This window comes from Streptomyces sp. T028 (genome assembly GCF_048159505.1).
GTDB lineage: Bacteria > Actinomycetota > Actinomycetes > Streptomycetales > Streptomycetaceae > Streptomyces.
In genome coordinates, this window is record NZ_JBLRVZ010000002.1 from 25,373 (window position 1) to 41,558 (window position 16,186).

Below are 16,186 nucleotides of genomic sequence, written 5' to 3' on the forward strand. Positions count from 1 at the left end.
GGCGGCAGCCCCCGGACCCGCTCACGGTCACACAGGCCAGGCCTCGGCCAGCATCTTCCTCGTGTCCGCCAGCAACTGCGGCAGCACACGCGTGTGGCCGACCACCGGCATGAAGTTCGTGTCCCCGCCCCAGCGGGGCACGATGTGCTGGTGGAGGTGGGCGGCGATACCCGCGCCCGCCACGGTTCCCTGGTTCATGCCGATGTTGAAGCCGTGCGCGCCGGACGCGGTGCGCAGGGCCGTCATGGCCTGCTTGGTCAGTTCCGCCAGCTCCACGGTCTCCGGACCGGTCAGCTCGGTGTAGTCGGCGACATGCCGGTAGGGCACGGTCATCAGATGGCCGCCGTTGTACGGGTACAGGTTGAGCACCGCGTACACGTGCTCGCCCCGTTTGACGATCAGCCCGTCCTCGTCGGACTTCGCCGGGATCGAGCAGAAGGGGCAGCCGTCTTCGGCCCCCGGGCCGGTCGGCTTGTTCTCGCCCTGGATGTAGGCCATCCGGTGGGGCGTCCACAGGCGCTGGAACGCGTCCTGCGTCCCCACTCCGATCTGCTGCTCCGGCTCACTCGTCATGCAAGGCAGCATATGGCTTCGCCCGTTCGCGGCGTGTCGCCGGGGTTGAGGGAAAAGCCCGGCAGGCCAAGCTGGGCCGATGGACGAAGTCAGCCGTCAGGCACGCTGGGAGCAGCGCACCGAGATCCCCCTCGCCTTCGCCTCGCTGCTGTTCCTCGCCATGTACGCGATCCTGGTCCTCGCCCAGGGTCTGCCGGACGCCTGGCGGGACCTGTGCACGGCGGTGTTGTCCCTCACCTGGGCGTTGTTCGCCGTCGATTACGCGGTGCGCTGGCGGTTCAGCGGACAGGGGCTGCGTTTCGTCTCCACGCACAAGCTGGACACCGTGGTCGTCGTGCTGCCCCTGCTGCGCCCGCTGCGGGTGGTCAAGGTGTACGAGGCCGTCCAGCACCGGCGCGGAGAACCCCGGCTGTCGCTGTACGCGCGCGTGATCACGTATGCCGGGCTGTCCACGGTCCTGATCGGTTTCGCGTGCTCGCTCGCCGTCTACGACCGGGAACGGGGGGCGCCGGGCACGCAGATGCACAGCTTCGCGGACGCGCTGTGGTGGGCGTGCGCGACGCTGACCACGGTGGGCTACGGCGACGTCGTCCCGGTCACGGCCGGTGGCCGGACGATCGCGGTGGGCCTGATGGCGTGCGGGCTGGCGCTGCTGGGCGCGGTGACGGGCTCGTTCTCGTCGTGGCTGGTCCAGGTGTTCTCGCTGGAGAGCGACCGCGACGACGGCGAAGGGCCCCCGGAGAGCTGAACTCCCCGGGGGCCCGCGCACGACCGGATCAGACCTGCGTCCGCTCCTCGACGACCTTCGCGATCTTCGCGATGGCCTCGTCGAACGGGATGCCGTTCTCCTGCGAGCCGTCGCGGTAGCGGAAGGACACCGAGCCGTTCGACATGTCCTCGTCGCCCGCGATGACCATGAAGGGCACCTTCTGCTTCTGGGCGTTGCGGATCTTCTTCTGCATGCGGTCGGAGGAGGAGTCGACCTCGACGCGCAGCCCCTGCTTGCGGGCGGCCGCGGCGAACTTCTCCAGGTACTCCACGTGCGCGTCGCCGATCGGGATGCCGAGCGCCTGGACCGGGGCGAGCCAGGCCGGGAAGGCGCCCGCGTAGTGCTCCAGGAGCACCGCGAAGAACCGCTCGATGGAGCCGAACAGAGCGCGGTGGATCATCACCGGGCGCTGCTTGGCGCCGTCGGGACCCGTGTACTCCAGGTCGAAGCGCTCCGGCAGGTTGAAGTCGAGCTGGATGGTCGACATCTGCCAGGTGCGGCCGATGGCGTCCTTGGTCTGCACGGAGATCTTCGGGCCGTAGAAGGCGGCGCCGCCCGGGTCGGGCACGAGCGGGAGGCCCTGCTTCTCGGCGACCTGGCGCAAGGTCTCGGTGGCCTCCTCCCAGACCTCGTCGGAGCCGACGAACTTCTCCGGGTCCTTGGTGGAGAGCTCCAGGTAGAAGTCCTCCAGGCCGTAGTCGCGCAGCAGGCCGAGGACGAAAGTGAGCGTCTTGTCGAGCTCCTCCGACATCTGCTCACGGGTGCAGTAGATGTGCGCGTCGTCCTGGGTGAAGCCACGCGCGCGCGTGAGGCCGTGCACCACACCCGACTTCTCGTACCGGTACACGGTGCCGAACTCGAACAGGCGCAGCGGCAGCTCACGGTAGGACCGGCCGCGCGCGTCGAAGATCAGGTTGTGCATCGGGCAGTTCATGGGCTTGAGGTAGTAGTCCACGCCCTCGTCGAGCTGCATGGGCGGGTACATGCCCTCGGCGTACCAGTCCAGGTGCCCGGACGTCTCGAAGAGCTTCCCCTTCGTCGCGTGCGGGGTGTAGACGAACTCGTAGCCCTCCTCCTCGTGGCGGCGGCGCGAGTAGTCCTCCATCACGCGGCGGACGATGCCGCCCTTGGGGTGGAAGACGGCGAGGCCGGAGCCGATCTGCTCGGGGATGGAGAACAGGTCGAGCTCGGCGCCCAGCTTGCGGTGGTCGCGCTTCTCGGCCTCGACGAGGAAGTCGAGGTAGGCCTTCAGCTCGTCCTTGGACGGCCAGGCGGTGCCGTAGATGCGCTGGAGCATGGGGTTCTTCTCGCTGCCGCGCCAGTAGGCGGCCGCGTTGCGCATCAGCTTGAACGCCGGGATGAGGCGGGTGGAGGGCAGGTGGGGACCGCGGCAGAGGTCCTTCCAGCACAGCTCGCCGGTCTTGGCGTCGAGGTTGTCGTAGATCGTCAGCTCGCCGGCGCCGACCTCGACGTCCGCGCCGTCGTCCGAGGACGCGGAGCCCTTGAGGCCGATCAGCTCCAGCTTGTAGGGCTCGTCGGCGAGCTCCTCGCGGGCGGCCTCGTCGGTGACGACACGGCGGGCGAAGCGCTGCCCGCGCCGCTGGATCTCCTGCATCTTCTTCTCGATGGCCTTGAGATCCTCGGGCGTGAACGGCTTCTCGACATCGAAGTCGTAGTAGAAGCCGTCCTTGACCGGCGGGCCGATGCCCAGCTTGGCCTCGGGGAAGATCTCCTGCACGGCCTGGGCCATCACATGCGCGGTCGAGTGGCGCAGGATGTTCAGGCCGTCCTCGGAGGAGATCTCGACGCCCTCGACCGCCTCGCCGTCGGAGAGCACGTACGACAGGTCCCTGAGCTCGCCGCCCACGCGCGCGGCGATGACGGAACGCTCGCCGGCGAAGAGGTCGGCGGCCGTGGTGCCCGTCGTCACCGTGCGCTCTTCCCGCTCGGAATCGCGTTGGATGATCACACGGACGTCTGACACCGGTCTCTCCTGACTGCAGGTGGGGTGCGGCGCCATACCGGGAGCGCGCGCATGAGTGGGATCGTACCGACCCGCACCCACCGACCGCGAAATCATTCCCCGTCCCCTGCCGTCCCGCAGCGGTCCCGGCCCCGGTCCCCTCCTGCCCCGAGCGGTCTCAGTCCCCGTCGTACTCCCCGCCGCAGGCCTCCTCGAAGAAGTCGAGATGCTCCTGGAGGGACTTCATCAGCCGGTCCCGCTCGGCGTCGTCGACCTGCACCGGTACGACCCCGCACGCGCCGGTGAGCCTGCGGAAGCCGCCCCTGCTCTCCAGCCGCCCCTGTACCCGCACCGGCAGTCCGACGAGGTGGGCCTGGCCTGCTATGCGGTAGTCCTCCTCGTCGAGGGTGAGCCGGACGCCCGGGATCTCGGCGCCGGCGAGCACCCGCAGCCGTACGCTGCCCTCGCCGCGCGGCCCCGACCTGCGCAGCCGGACCACGGTGCCGGTGATCCGCACGGACACGGCGGGCTCCTCGCGCAGATAGCGGGCGCCGGCCTCGCGCAGCACGGGCAGGTCGCCGGGCGAGAACTCGACGGGCTCGGTGGTGGCGCAGTCCTCGGGCACTCCGGCGGCCGGGGACCATTCCACGGCGACACGGGCGCCCTCGGTGCCGCGGACCAGGGCGATCAGAGCGTCGGTGAGCTCTCGGCTGGCGCCGGCCTCCACAGCGCCGTCGAAGGCGTCCATGCCGCCGGTGGCCCGCTGGTAGTCGATGGCCTCGCGAACCGCGTAGAGGGCCTGGTGGAGGCGGACGGCGAGAGGGCGGGCCGCGCCGGCCGGCACGAAGGCGGTCAGCCGGCGGCTGCCCGTCCCGGAGCCGACGAGGACCTGGTCGAGCAGCGCGGAGGCGGCCCGCCGGTGCCGGGCGCCGTAGTAGCCGGCCCGCGCGCGGGTGGCGAGGGCGCCGGCGAGGAGCATCTGGCGGGCGGCGCCGCGCAGTTGTTCCTCGACGGTCCAGGGAGCGGCTCCGGCGGGCCCGTGCGGGGTGTCGCGCCACCAGCGGATCTCGTCGCTGGGCACGGCGAGCCCGACGAGCACCTCGCGCGCGGAGGGCGTGCCGCTGCGGGCGAGCGCCTGGAGTGCCTCGCCCAGCAGGTCGTCGCTGTCGGGGAAGGCCCGGCTCTCGGGGACGAGCAGGCTCGTGCCGCCCGCGCCGGGCCCGGGTGGGGTCCACCGGCCATAGCGTCCGGGGGCGCCGCCGCGCCGCTGCCACCCGTGCCGGCGCAGCAGGGCGCCGAGGACGACGGGGTCGACCTCGCCGGGCTCGGGGGCCCGGTCCCAGCAGGGCTCCGGGTGCGGCCGTACCGCCCTCAGGGGCTCGTCGAGGGGCCGGTGGGTCATGGTCTGCCTCCCGTCCCGACCCGCGTCATGATCTCGCACAGGGCCCGGTCGTCGAAGATGCGTGAGGTCGGTATCCGCACGGTGGTCCGGGTCCGCCCGGTGATCGGGTGGCCGGCGAGATTGACCCAGTAGCAGCAGTGCCGCAGGTCGAGGCGGTCGTGTCCGGCACGCAGCCACTGGTCCTGCGAGCGGGGGACGATCATCACGACCAGGATCTTGTGCACCGACACCGGGGTGCGGGCGAGCTTGCGCAGGTGGTCGTTGTCGAGGGTGAAGGAGAAGAACCGGCCCGAAGGGCGGGGCGGTATCTGGTAGGTGGCCTTGAGCTGCACCTTGATGGTGACCTCGTCGTCCACGGTGTGCCCGGGGGCGCTGTGGCTGACGTGCCAGTCGATGCCGTTGTCCGGGAACGGCTGGGACAGCGAGCAGCCGGCGGCCGCCGCGACCGCGTGCAAGTAGCCGACCTGCAATGTCTCCATGCAGGCGGTGGTGGCGAGTGTGCCGCGATGGGGGCCCGTCTGTTCGGGCAGCAGCCCGCCCCGCTCGGGCTGCGCTATCGCCATGACCAACTGCCTTCCACGACAAGTGAGATGCCCGCGACCGGGCCGTACGAAATACCGAGTGAACCTCGGTGTGAATCCCGCCGCGGGCCGCTGAACTGCAAAGACCCGTACTCCTGTTGTGTCCTTCCGGCGTACGGCGCAAACAGCCCGGGTATCACCAAACGGGCAGAAGACGGTGCGTCAGCTGCCGTGGGTGAACGAGGGGTTGTGTTGGTATGTCGTACTGGTACGAGGGCCCGCTGGCCGCTTTCGACACGGAGACGACGGGCGTCGACGTGGAGGCCGACCGGATAGTGTCGGCCGCCCTCGTCGTCCAGGATGCCCCGGGGGTACGGCCGCGGGTGAGCCGCTGGCTGGTGAACCCGGGCGTGCCGGTGCCCGCCGAGGCGACGGCGGTGCACGGGCTGACGGACGACCATCTGCAGCGCAACGGCCGCTGGCCGGCGCCTGTGATGTTCGAGATAGCCGAGCTGCTCGCCGAACAGGCGGCGGCGGGACGGCCGTTGGTCGTGATGAACGCGCCGTTCGACCTGACCCTGCTGGACCGCGAGCTGCGTCGGCACCGGGCCTCGTCGCTGGGCCACTGGCTGGAGCCGGCGCCGCTGCGGGTGCTGGACCCCCGGGTCCTGGACAAGCATCTGGACCGCTACCGCAAGGGGCGGCGCACGCTGACCGACCTGTGCGCGCACTACGGCGTGTCCCTGTCCGACGCGCATGACGCGGCGGCGGACGCGCTGGCCTCGCTGGAGGTCGTCCGCGCGGTGGGCCGGCGTTTCTCGGCCCGCCTGGAGCGGCTGTCCCCCGCCGACCTGCACGCGCTGCAGGCGATGTGGTTCGCGGCCCAGGCGCGGGGCTTGCAGGCGTGGTTCGCGCGCAGCGGCAACCCGGAGACGGTGGACACGTCGTGGCCGGTACGCCCGGAACTGCCGGCGGCGGCCTGAGCGCTCCGCTGGACGTGCCGCGATGTGCCGTCGGTTGTCTGCCTCGCCGTCGTGGCCGGTCGCGCAGTTCCCCGCGCCCCTTCAGGGCGCAGGCGAACCGCAGCGGACTTCACCCGACCACCCGACCTGCCGGGACGGGACCGGGATGCGAAAAGCCGGTCCGCGGAATGCGGACCGGCTTTTTCCCGGTGGGCGATACTGGGTTCGAACCAGTGACCTCTTCGGTGTGAACGAAGCGCTCTTCCACTGAGCTAATCGCCCGGGAACGCAGTGAACAATACAGGTCCCCGCACGCTTCCTTCAAACCGCTTGCAGACGGGCTGCCAGTCCGCGCCGCCCGGACCGCATCATCAACCGGTGATTGGCCCGGAACAGCGGGCGACCGGGTACGGCGAACCTCCTGAGCAGCGGCTTGTGCACGTCGACCACCTGCTCGTAGTGGGCGAGGGTGCCGGGGCCGCCGGCGGTGACCGTCCAGCGGGCCCAGCCCTCGATGTCGCCGGTCATCGCGATCTCCAGGACGCCCGCCGCCGGGTCTCGGCGCGTCTCGCTCGCGGTGAACGTGATGTCGTACGGCAGGAGCGAGCGGATGCGGACGACCCCGGTGGTGTCGTCGAGGCGTGTCACCTCGCGAACCTGTCGCCACCAGCGCGGATAGTCCTCGGCCCGCTCCAGCTCGGCGTATACGGCGGCGGGCGGCGCGGGCAGGGCCCACAGGCTCAGGAAGCGGTAACGGGTCCAGTCCATGGGCCGAGTGTGCCGGTACGGGGGCCCGCCGAACGGCATTTGAGTACGGCCTGAGTACATGTACCCATGCCCGTACGACGTGACGCGGCCCACACTCCAGTCATGACGTCCCTTCCACCACCGGCCGAGGAACTGCGGCTCCTCGATGCCGAGCTGTACCGACTGGACGCCCGGCGCGCCCAGTTGCTGGCCCGCCGGGCCTGGCTGGTCTCCGTGCTCCAGCCGGTGCGGCCCGTGCCCGCGTCCCTGCCCGCGTCCCCGTCCGCGGCCCCCCGGCCGGAGGCCACCGCACCCGGTGTGCAGAACGTCCTGCTGCTGCTCGGCGGCGTCCTGCTCACCGTGGCGGCGATGGTGTTCACCCTGGTCAGCTGGGGTCATCTGGGCATCATGGGCCGGTCCCTGGTGTTGGGCGGGGTCACGCTGGCCGTGCTGGGCGCGCCGGTGGCGCTGTTGCGGCGCGGGCTGCGTTCGACGGCCGAGTCGGTCGCGGGTCTCGGTCTCGCCCTCACGGTCCTGGACGTCTACGCCCTGTACGAGGTCGCGTTCACGACGGCGGACGGCGTGACGTACGCGGCGGTCGCGTCGACGGCGCTGGCGGCGCTCTGGGCGGCGTACGGCACGGCCCTCGACGGGCTGCGCCTGCCCCGCCCGGCCGGCCTCGTGACCGGCCAACTCGCGCTGCCGCTCTGGGTGGTCGCGGCAGGCGGTGGTCTGTACGCGGTGACGGCCGCTCTGCTGCTCACGGCGGCGTTCGACGCCGTGGTCGCGCTGCGGGTGTCCGTGCGGCCCGTCCGGCCGGTCGCCGTGGTGTGTGCGTTCGCCGTGGGCGGTTACGGCGTTCTCTCGGCCGCCGTGCTCTCACTGGAGGCGACCGGTCCGGGCGCCGCCGCACGGGCGGCGGCGCTCCTCTCCCTCGCGGCGGCGATCGCCCTGGGCGTGGCGCGGTTCACGCCTCGGACCGGGCTCGCCACGGGTACGGCGGTGGTGGCCGGTCTGTGCGCGGTCGCCGGCGTCGGTGGTGTGCTGCGGGTGTCGCTGCCCGGTGAGTGGGTCGTGCCCGCGTGTCTGGCCTGCGGAATCGCGCTGCTCGGCGTCGCGTGGGGCACCGAGCCGGTTCGCCGGGGCCTCGTTCTCGCCTCGTACGCCGTGCAGGGCGGCGCGGTGCTGTGGGCGGCGCCGGCGGCGGGTGTCGCGCTGCTGGCGCCGACGGGGTGGCTGGGCCGGGTCTGGGCGGGAGCGCCCGGGGACGCGCGGGCGGCGGCGACAGCCGACGCGTTCTGGCCGCCGCACTCGGTCACCGCTCCCCTGGTGCTCGTCGTGGTCGCCGCGCTCCTCGCGGTCCGCGGCGGTACCCAGTGGCGTCCGTACGCGCTCGTCCCGGCCTGGGCGGCGGCGCTCGTCCTCCCGGCCGCGCTCGAACTGCCCTATGCGGCGGGGCTGGTGACGCTCGGGCTGCTGGTGCCGGTACTGCTGTGGCTCGGCACGCCCCTGGCGGCCGGTCTCGCCGTGGCGACCTCGCTCAGCCTCGGTTTCCTCTCCCTGGCCGCCGAGCCGGCGACCCTGGCCGTCCTGGCCTCGCTGACCGCCGTGTTCGCGGCGGCCGCCCGGCGCGGGCGGCCCGCCCCGGTGTCGGCCGCCGCCTCCCTCGGGTACGCCACGGCCCTGGCGTGCGCGGTGGGTGCCTCGGCCGGCTGGCGGCCGGAGCACATCGCCCTGCTGGTCCTGGTGGTCCCGGTGGCGGCGGCCCTGCTCGCGCCCCGGATCGCCGACCCCGCCACCACACTCGCGGCGGAGATCACCGGTGCCGTCGCGGGCCTGGTCGCCATCGGCCTCGCGGTCCTCGACCTGCCCCTGCTGGCCCTGGTGCTGTCCCTGTGCGCGGTGATCGCCGCGGGCACGGCCGTACGTCCGGACCGGCGCCGTGTCGGCTACGCGGCCGTCGTCCTGTTCCTCCTGGCCGCCTGGGTGCGGCTGGCGGCCTGGCGCGTCGGCGTCCCCGAGGCCTACACCGTGCCGGTCACCGTGCCCGCGCTGCTGGTGGGCGCGCTGCGCCGGCGCCGCGACCCACAGGTCTCGTCCTGGACGGCGTACGGCGCCGGGCTCGCCGCCACGCTCCTGCCGAGCCTGGCCGCGGCCTGGGGCGACCCGGAGTGGACCCGCCCCCTGCTGCTGGGCGCGGCGGCGCTGCTGGTCACCCTGCTCGGCGCCCGGCACCGGCTCCAGGCGCTCCTGGTGCTGGGCGGCTCGGTGCTCGTGCTGGACGCGCTGCACGAACTCGCCCCGTATCTCGTCCAGGTCGCCGACGCGCTCCCCCGCTGGGTGCCTCCCGCCCTCGCCGGACTGCTGCTGCTCGTGCTCGGGGCGACGTACGAGCAGCGGCTGCGGGACGTCCGGAAGGTGCGGGAGGTCCTGGGGCGGATGAACTGACCGCCGGTTACGGCATCCTGTCGCCGAGAAGGGCCAGGTTCTCGATGGCGGCGAGGCCGTAGAGGGCCGTGTCGTTGGTGGACACCCACGTGGCCTCGCTGCCCTCGACGAGGGCGGCGGGGCCGCTCACCGGCTCCGTCCTCCAGGGCGAGGACTCGGTGTAGCCGTCGGAGCTGTAGAACTTCGTCCACGCCCGCTTGGCGAGCACCGCGTCACCGGTCTGTACGGCGGCGTACGCGTCGAGGCGGGAGTGGCCCTGGAACAGCAGCAGGGTGCCGAAGTTGGAGCCGTAGCGTGCCGCCTGCTCGGCCTTGGTGGCGTTGAAGTAGCGGCAGTAGTCGTAGTAGGCCGCGTTGAAGGCCGGCATGTCGACCAGGTGGATGAGCTCGGCGCACAGCTCGTTGAGGCCGAAGACGGCGGACAGGTGGGAGACGCCGACGACGGGGGTCGTGGCCACGGCGAACTTCCCGGTGTCGAGGTCGTACAGCCCGCTGCCCTGCACGAAGCCGTTGGGCTGGGCGGCGATCGTCTCCATCGTCGACAGGACGCGCGCCCTGGCCTTCTCCCACTTGGGGCCCTTGCGCTCCCACTCGGTGAGCCAGGCCGAGACCAGGCCGCTCCAGTCGGTGCCGAAGCCGATCGACAGGGCGCGCCGGTCGGGGGTGTACGGCTCGGTGCGGATCTTGCGCAGCGGGTCCAGGGCGAGGAACGTCTCGTCGGAGTCGACGTTGGCGTGCATGAGGTCGCCGACGCGTTCGTCCGCCGTGAGGAAGTAGTAGTAGCGGCGGTAGGTGGTGTTGGCGATGCGCTGCTGCTTGGCGCTGTCGGCGTAGTGCTGGACACCGTGCCGGGTACCGAGGCCCGCCCACTGGCCGATGTGGTAGACGTCGACCTCGCCGGTGTGCCGGGTCATGGCCTCGGCGAAGCGGAAGATGTCCGCGCGGCCGGAGCGCAGATAGGCGAACCAGAGCCAGAGGTCCGGGGACAGCTCGGAGTTGTCCCAGGCGTAGCCGCCGATGTCATACCGCCACTGGTGCCGAACGGTGTCGTAGGTGTGCATGATGTCGCCGTAGTCCCAGAAGCCGTACCAGCGGCGCTGCTCCACCTGGTCCTTGTAGTAGGTGAAGAGGAAGTCCAGGTGGTCCTCGATCTTCGCCTTGGCGGGGGTGGAGCGGTCGGGCTCGGAGTACAGGCCCGGGCCGAAGACCTTCGCCTTGATGAGCTGCCTGGGCGGGGCGGCGAGCTGCGGGAGCACCCGGACGGCCTCGACCTGTTCGGCGAGTTTCGCGGGCGTCGGCGTCGACTCGTTGACCCAGAACAGCAGTTCGGAGGTACGGGCGATCCCGTAGGGGGTGCCGAACTCGGGCTCGTAGTCCTCGTAGGTGATGTTGAGGCCTTCGAGCTGTTCGGGGAAGGTGTCCTGGCCCATGCCGTCGTGGTAGAAGCGCAGGTCCATGGGCTGGGCCTCGGGGGACCAGAGCCAGAGGGTAACGGTCGCCTCGTCGGTGTGCGCGTCCCGGATGTCGAGCTGGGAGGGGTGTTTCTCCCAGAAGTCCCTGAGGCCGAAGGAGAATCCGCCGCTCACCCCGCCGACGTAACCGAAACCGGAGGCCCTCCTGCCGCCGCCGGCGCCGATCCAGCCGTGGCCTTTCTTGGTGCGCTTGCGCAGGGTGAAGCCGTCGGCGGAGAGCTGCGAGAGGGTGTAGTCGCCCCACTCGGGGATGTACTGCAGACGGGTGGTGACGCGCTGGTCCCAGGTGGACGGGTCGGGCAGCTTCTCCCCCGCGTACTGGGCGGCCTGCACGGCGGCGCCGGGGTCGCGGCGCAAGCCCGTGATGCCCTTGACGGCCTCCCTCAGCAGGCCGGTGCCCTCTCCGCCGATGCGGATGTGGCGGTCGTACGACTCGTCGCGCATCGGCACGGTGAAGCGGACGCCGAGCCCCCGGATGAAGTCGCCGGAGGCCTTGCCCGGCTCCTGGTTCCCGTCGTACGTGATCGTGTGGACCATGCGGAAGGAGTCGGCGCCCGCGTAGAAGTAGAGGCGGATCGAGAACGGCAGCCAGCTGCGGCTGCCCCTGCGGTGCTTGCCGTCGATGCGGACGACCGCGCGGACCGGGCCCTCCTGCTCGACGGTGACCTCGCCGATGGCGCCCTCGAAGCGCTCGGTCCTGACCGTGCCCTGGTCCTCGTCCTCGATCTCGGGCTGGCGGATCAGGACCAGCCGGCCGTTCTTGGCGATCTCCGTGGAGCCGCGCCTGACGGACTTGATGAGCGAGGCGCCGTCCTTGCCGATCCGCACCGTGATCACACCGGTGGAGACGTCGACCGTGCCGCCGCTCCTGTCGACGGTGACCTTCTTGTCGGGGGCGGCGGGGGTGCCGGCGGCGAGGGTGAGCTTGCCGGAGCCCTGGCTCACGGCGTGCGCGGTCCACTTGAGGGAGCCGTCCGGCCAGTATGCGATCGGCCAGGACTGGACGGGCACGTCCTTGCCGTCGGCGTCCGTCAGCGCGAAGGTCTGGTCCTCCTGGAAGGCGCCCATCGGCCAGGGCACACCGAGGGTGGAGCCGGGGGCGGCGCCGAGACCGCCGTCCTCCAGCCAGTCCAGGGTCACCGGATCCGTGTCCGCCGCCGCCGCGGGCGCGGCCTGTGCGTCCCTGGTCCCGAGGGCCCAGGAGAACTGGGCGGCGGCACCGGCGACGGCCGCCGCCTTGAGGAGGGACCTGCGGGGGATGGGAGACATGGCCTTTCCTTTCCCGAGTCTGACTGGTCAGGGGCATGACAGATAGAGGTGCGGCGCCGCTACGGGCGCCGGCCTCGGGGGCTCAGCGAGTGCGCCGACGCTGTTCCACGGCGACGGCGGCGGCCACGACCGCCCCGAGCACCGGGACGGCCAGCGGGGCGATCACCCAGCCGGACAGGGCCACGACGGCCAGTCCGGCGACGAGCAGGAACGATCCGGCAGGGTCGAGCACGGTCCGGCGGCCCGCTTCGGCGAGCAGCGGACGCCAGGGCCGGCCCGGCTCCCAGACCGCCGCCGCGCGCAGGCCCGCCACCGCGAGACCGAGCAGCGCGAACAGTCCTACGGCCCCCACGAGCGGCCCGCCGGGTATCCCGGCCCGCGCGGCCCGGACGTCCACCCAGACCGCGGCCACCGCGGCCCATCCGGCGAGCCCGACGAGCCACCCGCCGCCCACGGCCGAGCGGAAGTCGGCGACGAACTCCCGCAGACCGCCGTCCTCGTGGCGCGTACGACGCCGCAGATGCCGTGCACCGGCGGCGAAGGCCGCGGGGTAGGTGACGAGGCCGAGACAGGCGACGGCGATCCACACGCCGGTGAGCAGGGACTCGGCGAAGAGCGCGAAGCGCTCGCCGAACACGGACTCCTTGCGTGCCTTCACCCGTGCTTGCGCCATGGTGACCGCCTCAGCCCTTTCACTTCAGTCCGGACGTGGCCATGCCGTCGATGAGATAGCGCTGGAAGGCCATGAAGAAGGCGATGACCGGCACCAGGGCCACCAGTGACATCGCGATCATGCTGCCGTAGTTGGAGATGCCCTCCTGATCGCGGAACATCATCAGACCGAGCGAAACGGTGTACTTCTCGGGGGTGTTGAGGTAGATCAACGGCCCCATGAAGTCGTTCCACGCGTTGATGAAGGTGAAGATGGCGCTGGTGATGAGGGCGGGGCGGCACAGGGGCAGCACGATGGACCAGTAGATCCTCAGATGCCCGCAGCCGTCGAGCCTGGCGGCCTCGTCCAGTTCGCGCGGCAGCCCGCGCATGAACTGCACCATCAGGAAGACGAAGAACGCCTCCACGGCCAGGAACTTGCCCGCCACGAGCGGCACCAGCGTGTCGATGAGCTCCAGCTTGCGGAACATCACGTACTGCGGGATCAGCAGGACGTGATACGGCAGCAGCAGCGTGCCGATCATCAGCGTGAACAGCAGGTTCCGCCCGGCGAACCGGATCTTGGCGAAGGCGTACGCGGTCAGCGAGCTGGACACCACCACACCGGCCACGGCGAGGACCGCGTACGTCAGCGAGTTCACGAAGAAACTGCTGATGGAGATGCCTGAGATACCGTCGGCGAGGCCCGAGAAGTTCGCCCAGACCGGCTCGGCCGGCAGCAGGTCGATACTGGCGATGATGTCCTTGCCCGGCTTGAACGCGGCACCGACCACCCAGATCACGGGATACAGCACAACCGCGAGGACGGCGAGCGCACCCACGTGCCAGGCGATCGATCCGACGCGCCGCCGCTCGTCCACGGTGCCCACGACGGGACTGGTGGCACTGGTCACTTGGCGGCCTCCTCGTAGTGCACCCACTTCTTCTGCGACCAGAACAGGACCGCCGTGACGAGAGCCACCGCGACCACCAGCGTCCAGGCCATCGCGGAGGCGAAGCCCATCTGGGCCTCCTTGAAGCCCTTCTGGTAGAGGTAACAGGTGTAGACGAGCGTGGCGTCGGCGGGCCCGCACCGGGTGTCGGAGACCACGTACGCGGAGCCGAACACCTGGAACGCGTGAATGGACTCCAGCAGCACGTTGAAGAACAGCACCGGGGAAATCATCGGCAGCGTGATGTTCCAGAACCGCCGGAAGGGACCGGCCCCGTCCATCTCGGCCGCCTCGTACAGCTCCCGCGGGACCTGCTTGAGACCGGCCAGGAAGATGACCATCGGCGCGCCGAACTGCCAGATGCTCAGGGCCACCAGCGCGTAGATGACGTAGTCCGGGTTGCCGATCCAGCCCCCCACGTCGAGACCGAAGATCTTCTGCGTACGGTCCACGATCGCGTCGTCCGAGAACAGCGCCCGCCACACGAACCCGACGGAGACGCTGGCGCCGATGAGCGAGGGCATGTAGAACGCGGCCCGGTACAGGCCCTGTCCACGCCGCTTCTGCGCGAGCAGCAGCGCGACACCGAGCGCGAGGAGAAGCTTCAGCGGTGTGGCCACGACGACGTACTTCAGCGTGACCTCGACCGACTTCTGCCAGCGCGGGTCCTGGAACATCGTCGTGAAGTTGTCGAGCCCCACCCACTTGGGCGGCGTGAACAGGTTGTAGCTGGTGAACGCGTAGTACAGCGACGCGATCATCGGCCCCGCCGTGAGCAGCAGGAATCCCGCGATCCACGGCGACATGAAGAGATAGCCGGCGAGGTTCTCGCGGCGCCGTCCGCGCCGGCCGGCGGCGGGAGCGGCGGACCGCTTCCCGGCCGGGCGCGCGGGCGCTTCCTTGACGAGCGTCATGGTGGTACGTCCCCTCAGCCCGCGAACGCGGCCTTGGCCTCGCTGAACAGCGCCTTGGCGGCGTCGGCCGGCTTGCTCTTGCCCTGGGCGACCTCGCCGCCGATGCGCAGGAAGGCCGCCTCGATGACGTCCGTGCCGGACGGGTGCGGGGTGATCTTCCCGAGGACGCCGGCCTTGGCGACCTCGTCCTCGTACGCCGCGACGCCCTTGTTGTTGGGGTCGGTCGGGGTGAAGGCGTCGTACTGCTCGGTCGTGGCGAGGATGCCGCGGTCGTAGCCCATGATCTTGCCGACCTCGGGGTCGTGGACCATGAAGTCGATGAACTGCGCGGCCTCCTTGGGGTGCTTGGTCCCGGAGAAGGCGCTGAGCATCAGCGAGCCGAGGTACTGGCCGGTGTCCTTGCCGTCGGTGGTGGGAATCGGCGCGAGCCCGTAGTCCGACTCGCCCTCGCCCTCGTAGCGGATGGAGAAGTTGTCCCAGGTGAACTCGGAGGCGGCGAGCCCCGCCGAGAGACCCGACTTGGGCTTGGCCTGCTCGATCTTCTTCGGGTCGGCGACGAGCCCGGACTTCACGCGCTTGTAGCCGTCCTCCCACCACTGCGTCAGATCGTCCTCGGTGAAACCGAGATCGGAGTCGGTGAAGAAGGCCTTGCCGTTCTGACGGAGATACAGGTCGTAGAGGTACATGATGCTGAAGTAGCCCGTGTCACCGGCGATCTTCAGCTTGTCCTGGATCGTCTGGAGGGCGTCGAAGTACTCGTCCCAGGTCCAGCCGAACTTCGCCTCCACGCCCGCCTTCTCGAAGGCCTTCAGGTCGATGACGAGTGCCATGGTGTTGGCGCCGACGGGTATGCCGATCTGCTTGCCGTCGACCTGACCGTTCGCCAGGACGCCGTTGCGGAAGTTCTCCAGGCTCAGATTCCCCGCGTCCGCCTGGCTCTTGAGGTCCATCAGAACACCGCGCTTGTCGTACTTGCGCAGGAAGCCGACCGCATTCTGGAAAACGTCCGGGGGATTCCCGCCGGAGGCCTGGGTCTGGAACTTCTCCCAGAACGATTCATAATCCGTGAATTCAGGCTTGATTTTGATCTTCGGGTACTTCTTCTCGAAGAGCGCGATCGTCTTCTTGATGGCGATGGTGCGCGGCTCACCACCCCACCACGCATAACGCAGCGTCACAGTCCCGTCTCCGGAACTGCCACTGCCCCCGCCGCACCCGGTCGTCGCGGCCAGCCCCAGCGTCGCCGCCGTCGCCCCGGCCGCCTTCAGGATCGTTCGCCTCTCAACATTCCTGCTGGTTCCCACAGTTGGGCCTCCCCGCGGCATCCGCGCCGCTGCATGAATCGTTTCAAGAAAGCGCTTGCTGGCAAAAGGTACGAGGGGGCTGAGGGAGCGTCAATGATTCGGACAGGAATTTCTTGTGAGGGGGCGGAGCGGTGGAAGCTGCGGAAGGAGGGGGCGCGCTGCGGGTTGGGGGGCGAAGTCGCAGGTGAGGGGGGCGCGTTCGTGCTGTCGAACTGGTGGGTGGGGCTTGGGCGGGTGGA

Annotated in this window: 13 protein-coding genes and 1 tRNA gene; 3 read left to right on the top strand and 11 right to left on the bottom strand. The window is 70.6% G+C overall.

From position 1 onward, the window contains the following. Nucleotides 1-27 precede the first annotated feature (27 nt). The gene (locus tag ACLZN2_RS01595) at nucleotides 28-585 is read right to left on the bottom strand and encodes an HIT family protein (protein WP_416976491.1); all 558 of its coding nucleotides are present in this window, start codon (nucleotides 583-585) and stop codon (nucleotides 28-30) included. 67 nt (nucleotides 586-652) lie between these two features. Here ACLZN2_RS01595 and ACLZN2_RS01600 point away from each other — a divergent pair, with 67 nt between their 5' ends. After that, nucleotides 653-1,321, top strand: a complete 669-nt coding sequence (locus ACLZN2_RS01600) for an ion channel (RefSeq protein WP_416976492.1) — start codon at nucleotides 653-655, stop codon at nucleotides 1,319-1,321. A gap of 28 nt (nucleotides 1,322-1,349) precedes the next feature. Here ACLZN2_RS01600 and thrS read toward each other — a convergent pair whose 3' ends face one another. The 3 genes from thrS to ACLZN2_RS01615 all read right to left on the bottom strand — a co-directional run bounded on the left by thrS (nucleotide 1,350) and on the right by ACLZN2_RS01615 (nucleotide 5,270). Next, a complete protein-coding gene (thrS, locus tag ACLZN2_RS01605) occupies nucleotides 1,350-3,326 on the bottom strand; it encodes a threonine--tRNA ligase (RefSeq protein WP_416976493.1) in 1,977 nt (658 codons plus the stop codon). A 157-nt stretch (nucleotides 3,327-3,483) separates the two neighbouring features. After that, nucleotides 3,484-4,707 (bottom strand): hypothetical protein, encoded by a 1,224-nt coding sequence (locus ACLZN2_RS01610; protein ID WP_416976494.1) that lies wholly within the window; start codon nucleotides 4,705-4,707, stop codon nucleotides 3,484-3,486. After that, nucleotides 4,704-5,270 (bottom strand): DUF4365 domain-containing protein, encoded by a 567-nt coding sequence (locus ACLZN2_RS01615; protein ID WP_416976495.1) that lies wholly within the window; start codon nucleotides 5,268-5,270, stop codon nucleotides 4,704-4,706. The genes ACLZN2_RS01610 and ACLZN2_RS01615 overlap by 4 nt, the downstream gene beginning before the upstream one ends. A 215-nt stretch (nucleotides 5,271-5,485) precedes the next feature. Here ACLZN2_RS01615 and ACLZN2_RS01620 point away from each other — a divergent pair, with 215 nt between their 5' ends. After that, nucleotides 5,486-6,211 carry a 3'-5' exonuclease gene (locus ACLZN2_RS01620; protein ID WP_416976496.1) on the top strand — a complete coding sequence of 242 codons (726 nt, stop codon included), beginning with the start codon at nucleotides 5,486-5,488 and terminating at the stop codon, nucleotides 6,209-6,211. Nucleotides 6,212-6,400: 189 nt separating this feature from the next. Here ACLZN2_RS01620 and ACLZN2_RS01625 read toward each other — a convergent pair. Together ACLZN2_RS01625 and ACLZN2_RS01630 are read right to left on the bottom strand one after the other, a co-directional pair. Further along, nucleotides 6,401-6,472: transfer RNA gene (locus ACLZN2_RS01625), tRNA-Val, on the bottom strand. A gap of 39 nt (nucleotides 6,473-6,511) precedes the next feature. Continuing rightward, nucleotides 6,512-6,958, bottom strand: a complete 447-nt coding sequence (locus tag ACLZN2_RS01630) for an SRPBCC family protein (RefSeq protein ID WP_416976497.1) — start codon at nucleotides 6,956-6,958, stop codon at nucleotides 6,512-6,514. 102 nt (nucleotides 6,959-7,060) lie between these two features. Between ACLZN2_RS01630 and ACLZN2_RS01635 the strand changes: the two genes are divergently transcribed. Then, nucleotides 7,061-9,385, top strand: coding sequence for an SCO7613 C-terminal domain-containing membrane protein (locus tag ACLZN2_RS01635; RefSeq protein WP_416976498.1), 2,325 nt, complete (start codon nucleotides 7,061-7,063; stop codon nucleotides 9,383-9,385). A gap of 7 nt (nucleotides 9,386-9,392) precedes the next feature. Here ACLZN2_RS01635 and ACLZN2_RS01640 read toward each other — a convergent pair whose 3' ends face one another. The 5 genes from ACLZN2_RS01640 to ACLZN2_RS01660 all read right to left on the bottom strand — a co-directional run bounded on the left by ACLZN2_RS01640 (nucleotide 9,393) and on the right by ACLZN2_RS01660 (nucleotide 15,947). Next, nucleotides 9,393-12,125, bottom strand: a complete 2,733-nt coding sequence (locus ACLZN2_RS01640; RefSeq protein ID WP_416976499.1) for a Tat pathway signal sequence domain protein — start codon at nucleotides 12,123-12,125, stop codon at nucleotides 9,393-9,395. A gap of 82 nt (nucleotides 12,126-12,207) precedes the next feature. Beyond that, on the bottom strand, nucleotides 12,208-12,798 hold the full coding sequence (locus ACLZN2_RS01645) for a hypothetical protein (RefSeq protein WP_416976500.1): 591 nt from the start codon (nucleotides 12,796-12,798) through the stop codon (nucleotides 12,208-12,210). A 19-nt stretch (nucleotides 12,799-12,817) separates the two neighbouring features. After that, nucleotides 12,818-13,690 carry a carbohydrate ABC transporter permease gene (locus ACLZN2_RS01650; RefSeq protein ID WP_416976501.1) on the bottom strand — a complete coding sequence of 291 codons (873 nt, stop codon included), beginning with the start codon at nucleotides 13,688-13,690 and terminating at the stop codon, nucleotides 12,818-12,820. Next, nucleotides 13,687-14,643 (bottom strand): carbohydrate ABC transporter permease, encoded by a 957-nt coding sequence (locus ACLZN2_RS01655; protein WP_416976502.1) that lies wholly within the window; start codon nucleotides 14,641-14,643, stop codon nucleotides 13,687-13,689. Before ACLZN2_RS01655 ends, ACLZN2_RS01650 begins: the two co-directional genes overlap by 4 nt. Nucleotides 14,644-14,657: 14 nt before the next feature. Further along, nucleotides 14,658-15,947 carry an extracellular solute-binding protein gene (locus tag ACLZN2_RS01660; RefSeq protein ID WP_416976503.1) on the bottom strand — a complete coding sequence of 430 codons (1,290 nt, stop codon included), beginning with the start codon at nucleotides 15,945-15,947 and terminating at the stop codon, nucleotides 14,658-14,660. Between the last annotated feature and the right edge of the window lie 239 nt (nucleotides 15,948-16,186).

Excerpts from the sequence above, each read along its gene's own strand:
- ACLZN2_RS01595 (WP_416976491.1), bottom strand. The coding sequence starts at position 585 with ATGCTGCCTTGCATGACGAGTGAGCCGGAGCAGCAGATCGGAGTGGGG.
- ACLZN2_RS01600 (WP_416976492.1), top strand. The coding sequence starts at position 653 with ATGGACGAAGTCAGCCGTCAGGCACGCTGGGAGCAGCGCACCGAGATC.
- ACLZN2_RS01610 (WP_416976494.1), bottom strand. The coding sequence starts at position 4,707 with ATGACCCACCGGCCCCTCGACGAGCCCCTGAGGGCGGTACGGCCGCAC.
- ACLZN2_RS01615 (WP_416976495.1), bottom strand. The coding sequence starts at position 5,270 with ATGGCGATAGCGCAGCCCGAGCGGGGCGGGCTGCTGCCCGAACAGACG.
- ACLZN2_RS01620 (WP_416976496.1), top strand. The coding sequence starts at position 5,486 with ATGTCGTACTGGTACGAGGGCCCGCTGGCCGCTTTCGACACGGAGACG.
- ACLZN2_RS01630 (WP_416976497.1), bottom strand. The coding sequence starts at position 6,958 with ATGGACTGGACCCGTTACCGCTTCCTGAGCCTGTGGGCCCTGCCCGCG.
- ACLZN2_RS01635 (WP_416976498.1), top strand. The coding sequence starts at position 7,061 with ATGACGTCCCTTCCACCACCGGCCGAGGAACTGCGGCTCCTCGATGCC.
- ACLZN2_RS01640 (WP_416976499.1), bottom strand. The coding sequence starts at position 12,125 with ATGTCTCCCATCCCCCGCAGGTCCCTCCTCAAGGCGGCGGCCGTCGCC.
- ACLZN2_RS01645 (WP_416976500.1), bottom strand. The coding sequence starts at position 12,798 with ATGGCGCAAGCACGGGTGAAGGCACGCAAGGAGTCCGTGTTCGGCGAG.
- ACLZN2_RS01655 (WP_416976502.1), bottom strand. The coding sequence starts at position 14,643 with ATGACGCTCGTCAAGGAAGCGCCCGCGCGCCCGGCCGGGAAGCGGTCC.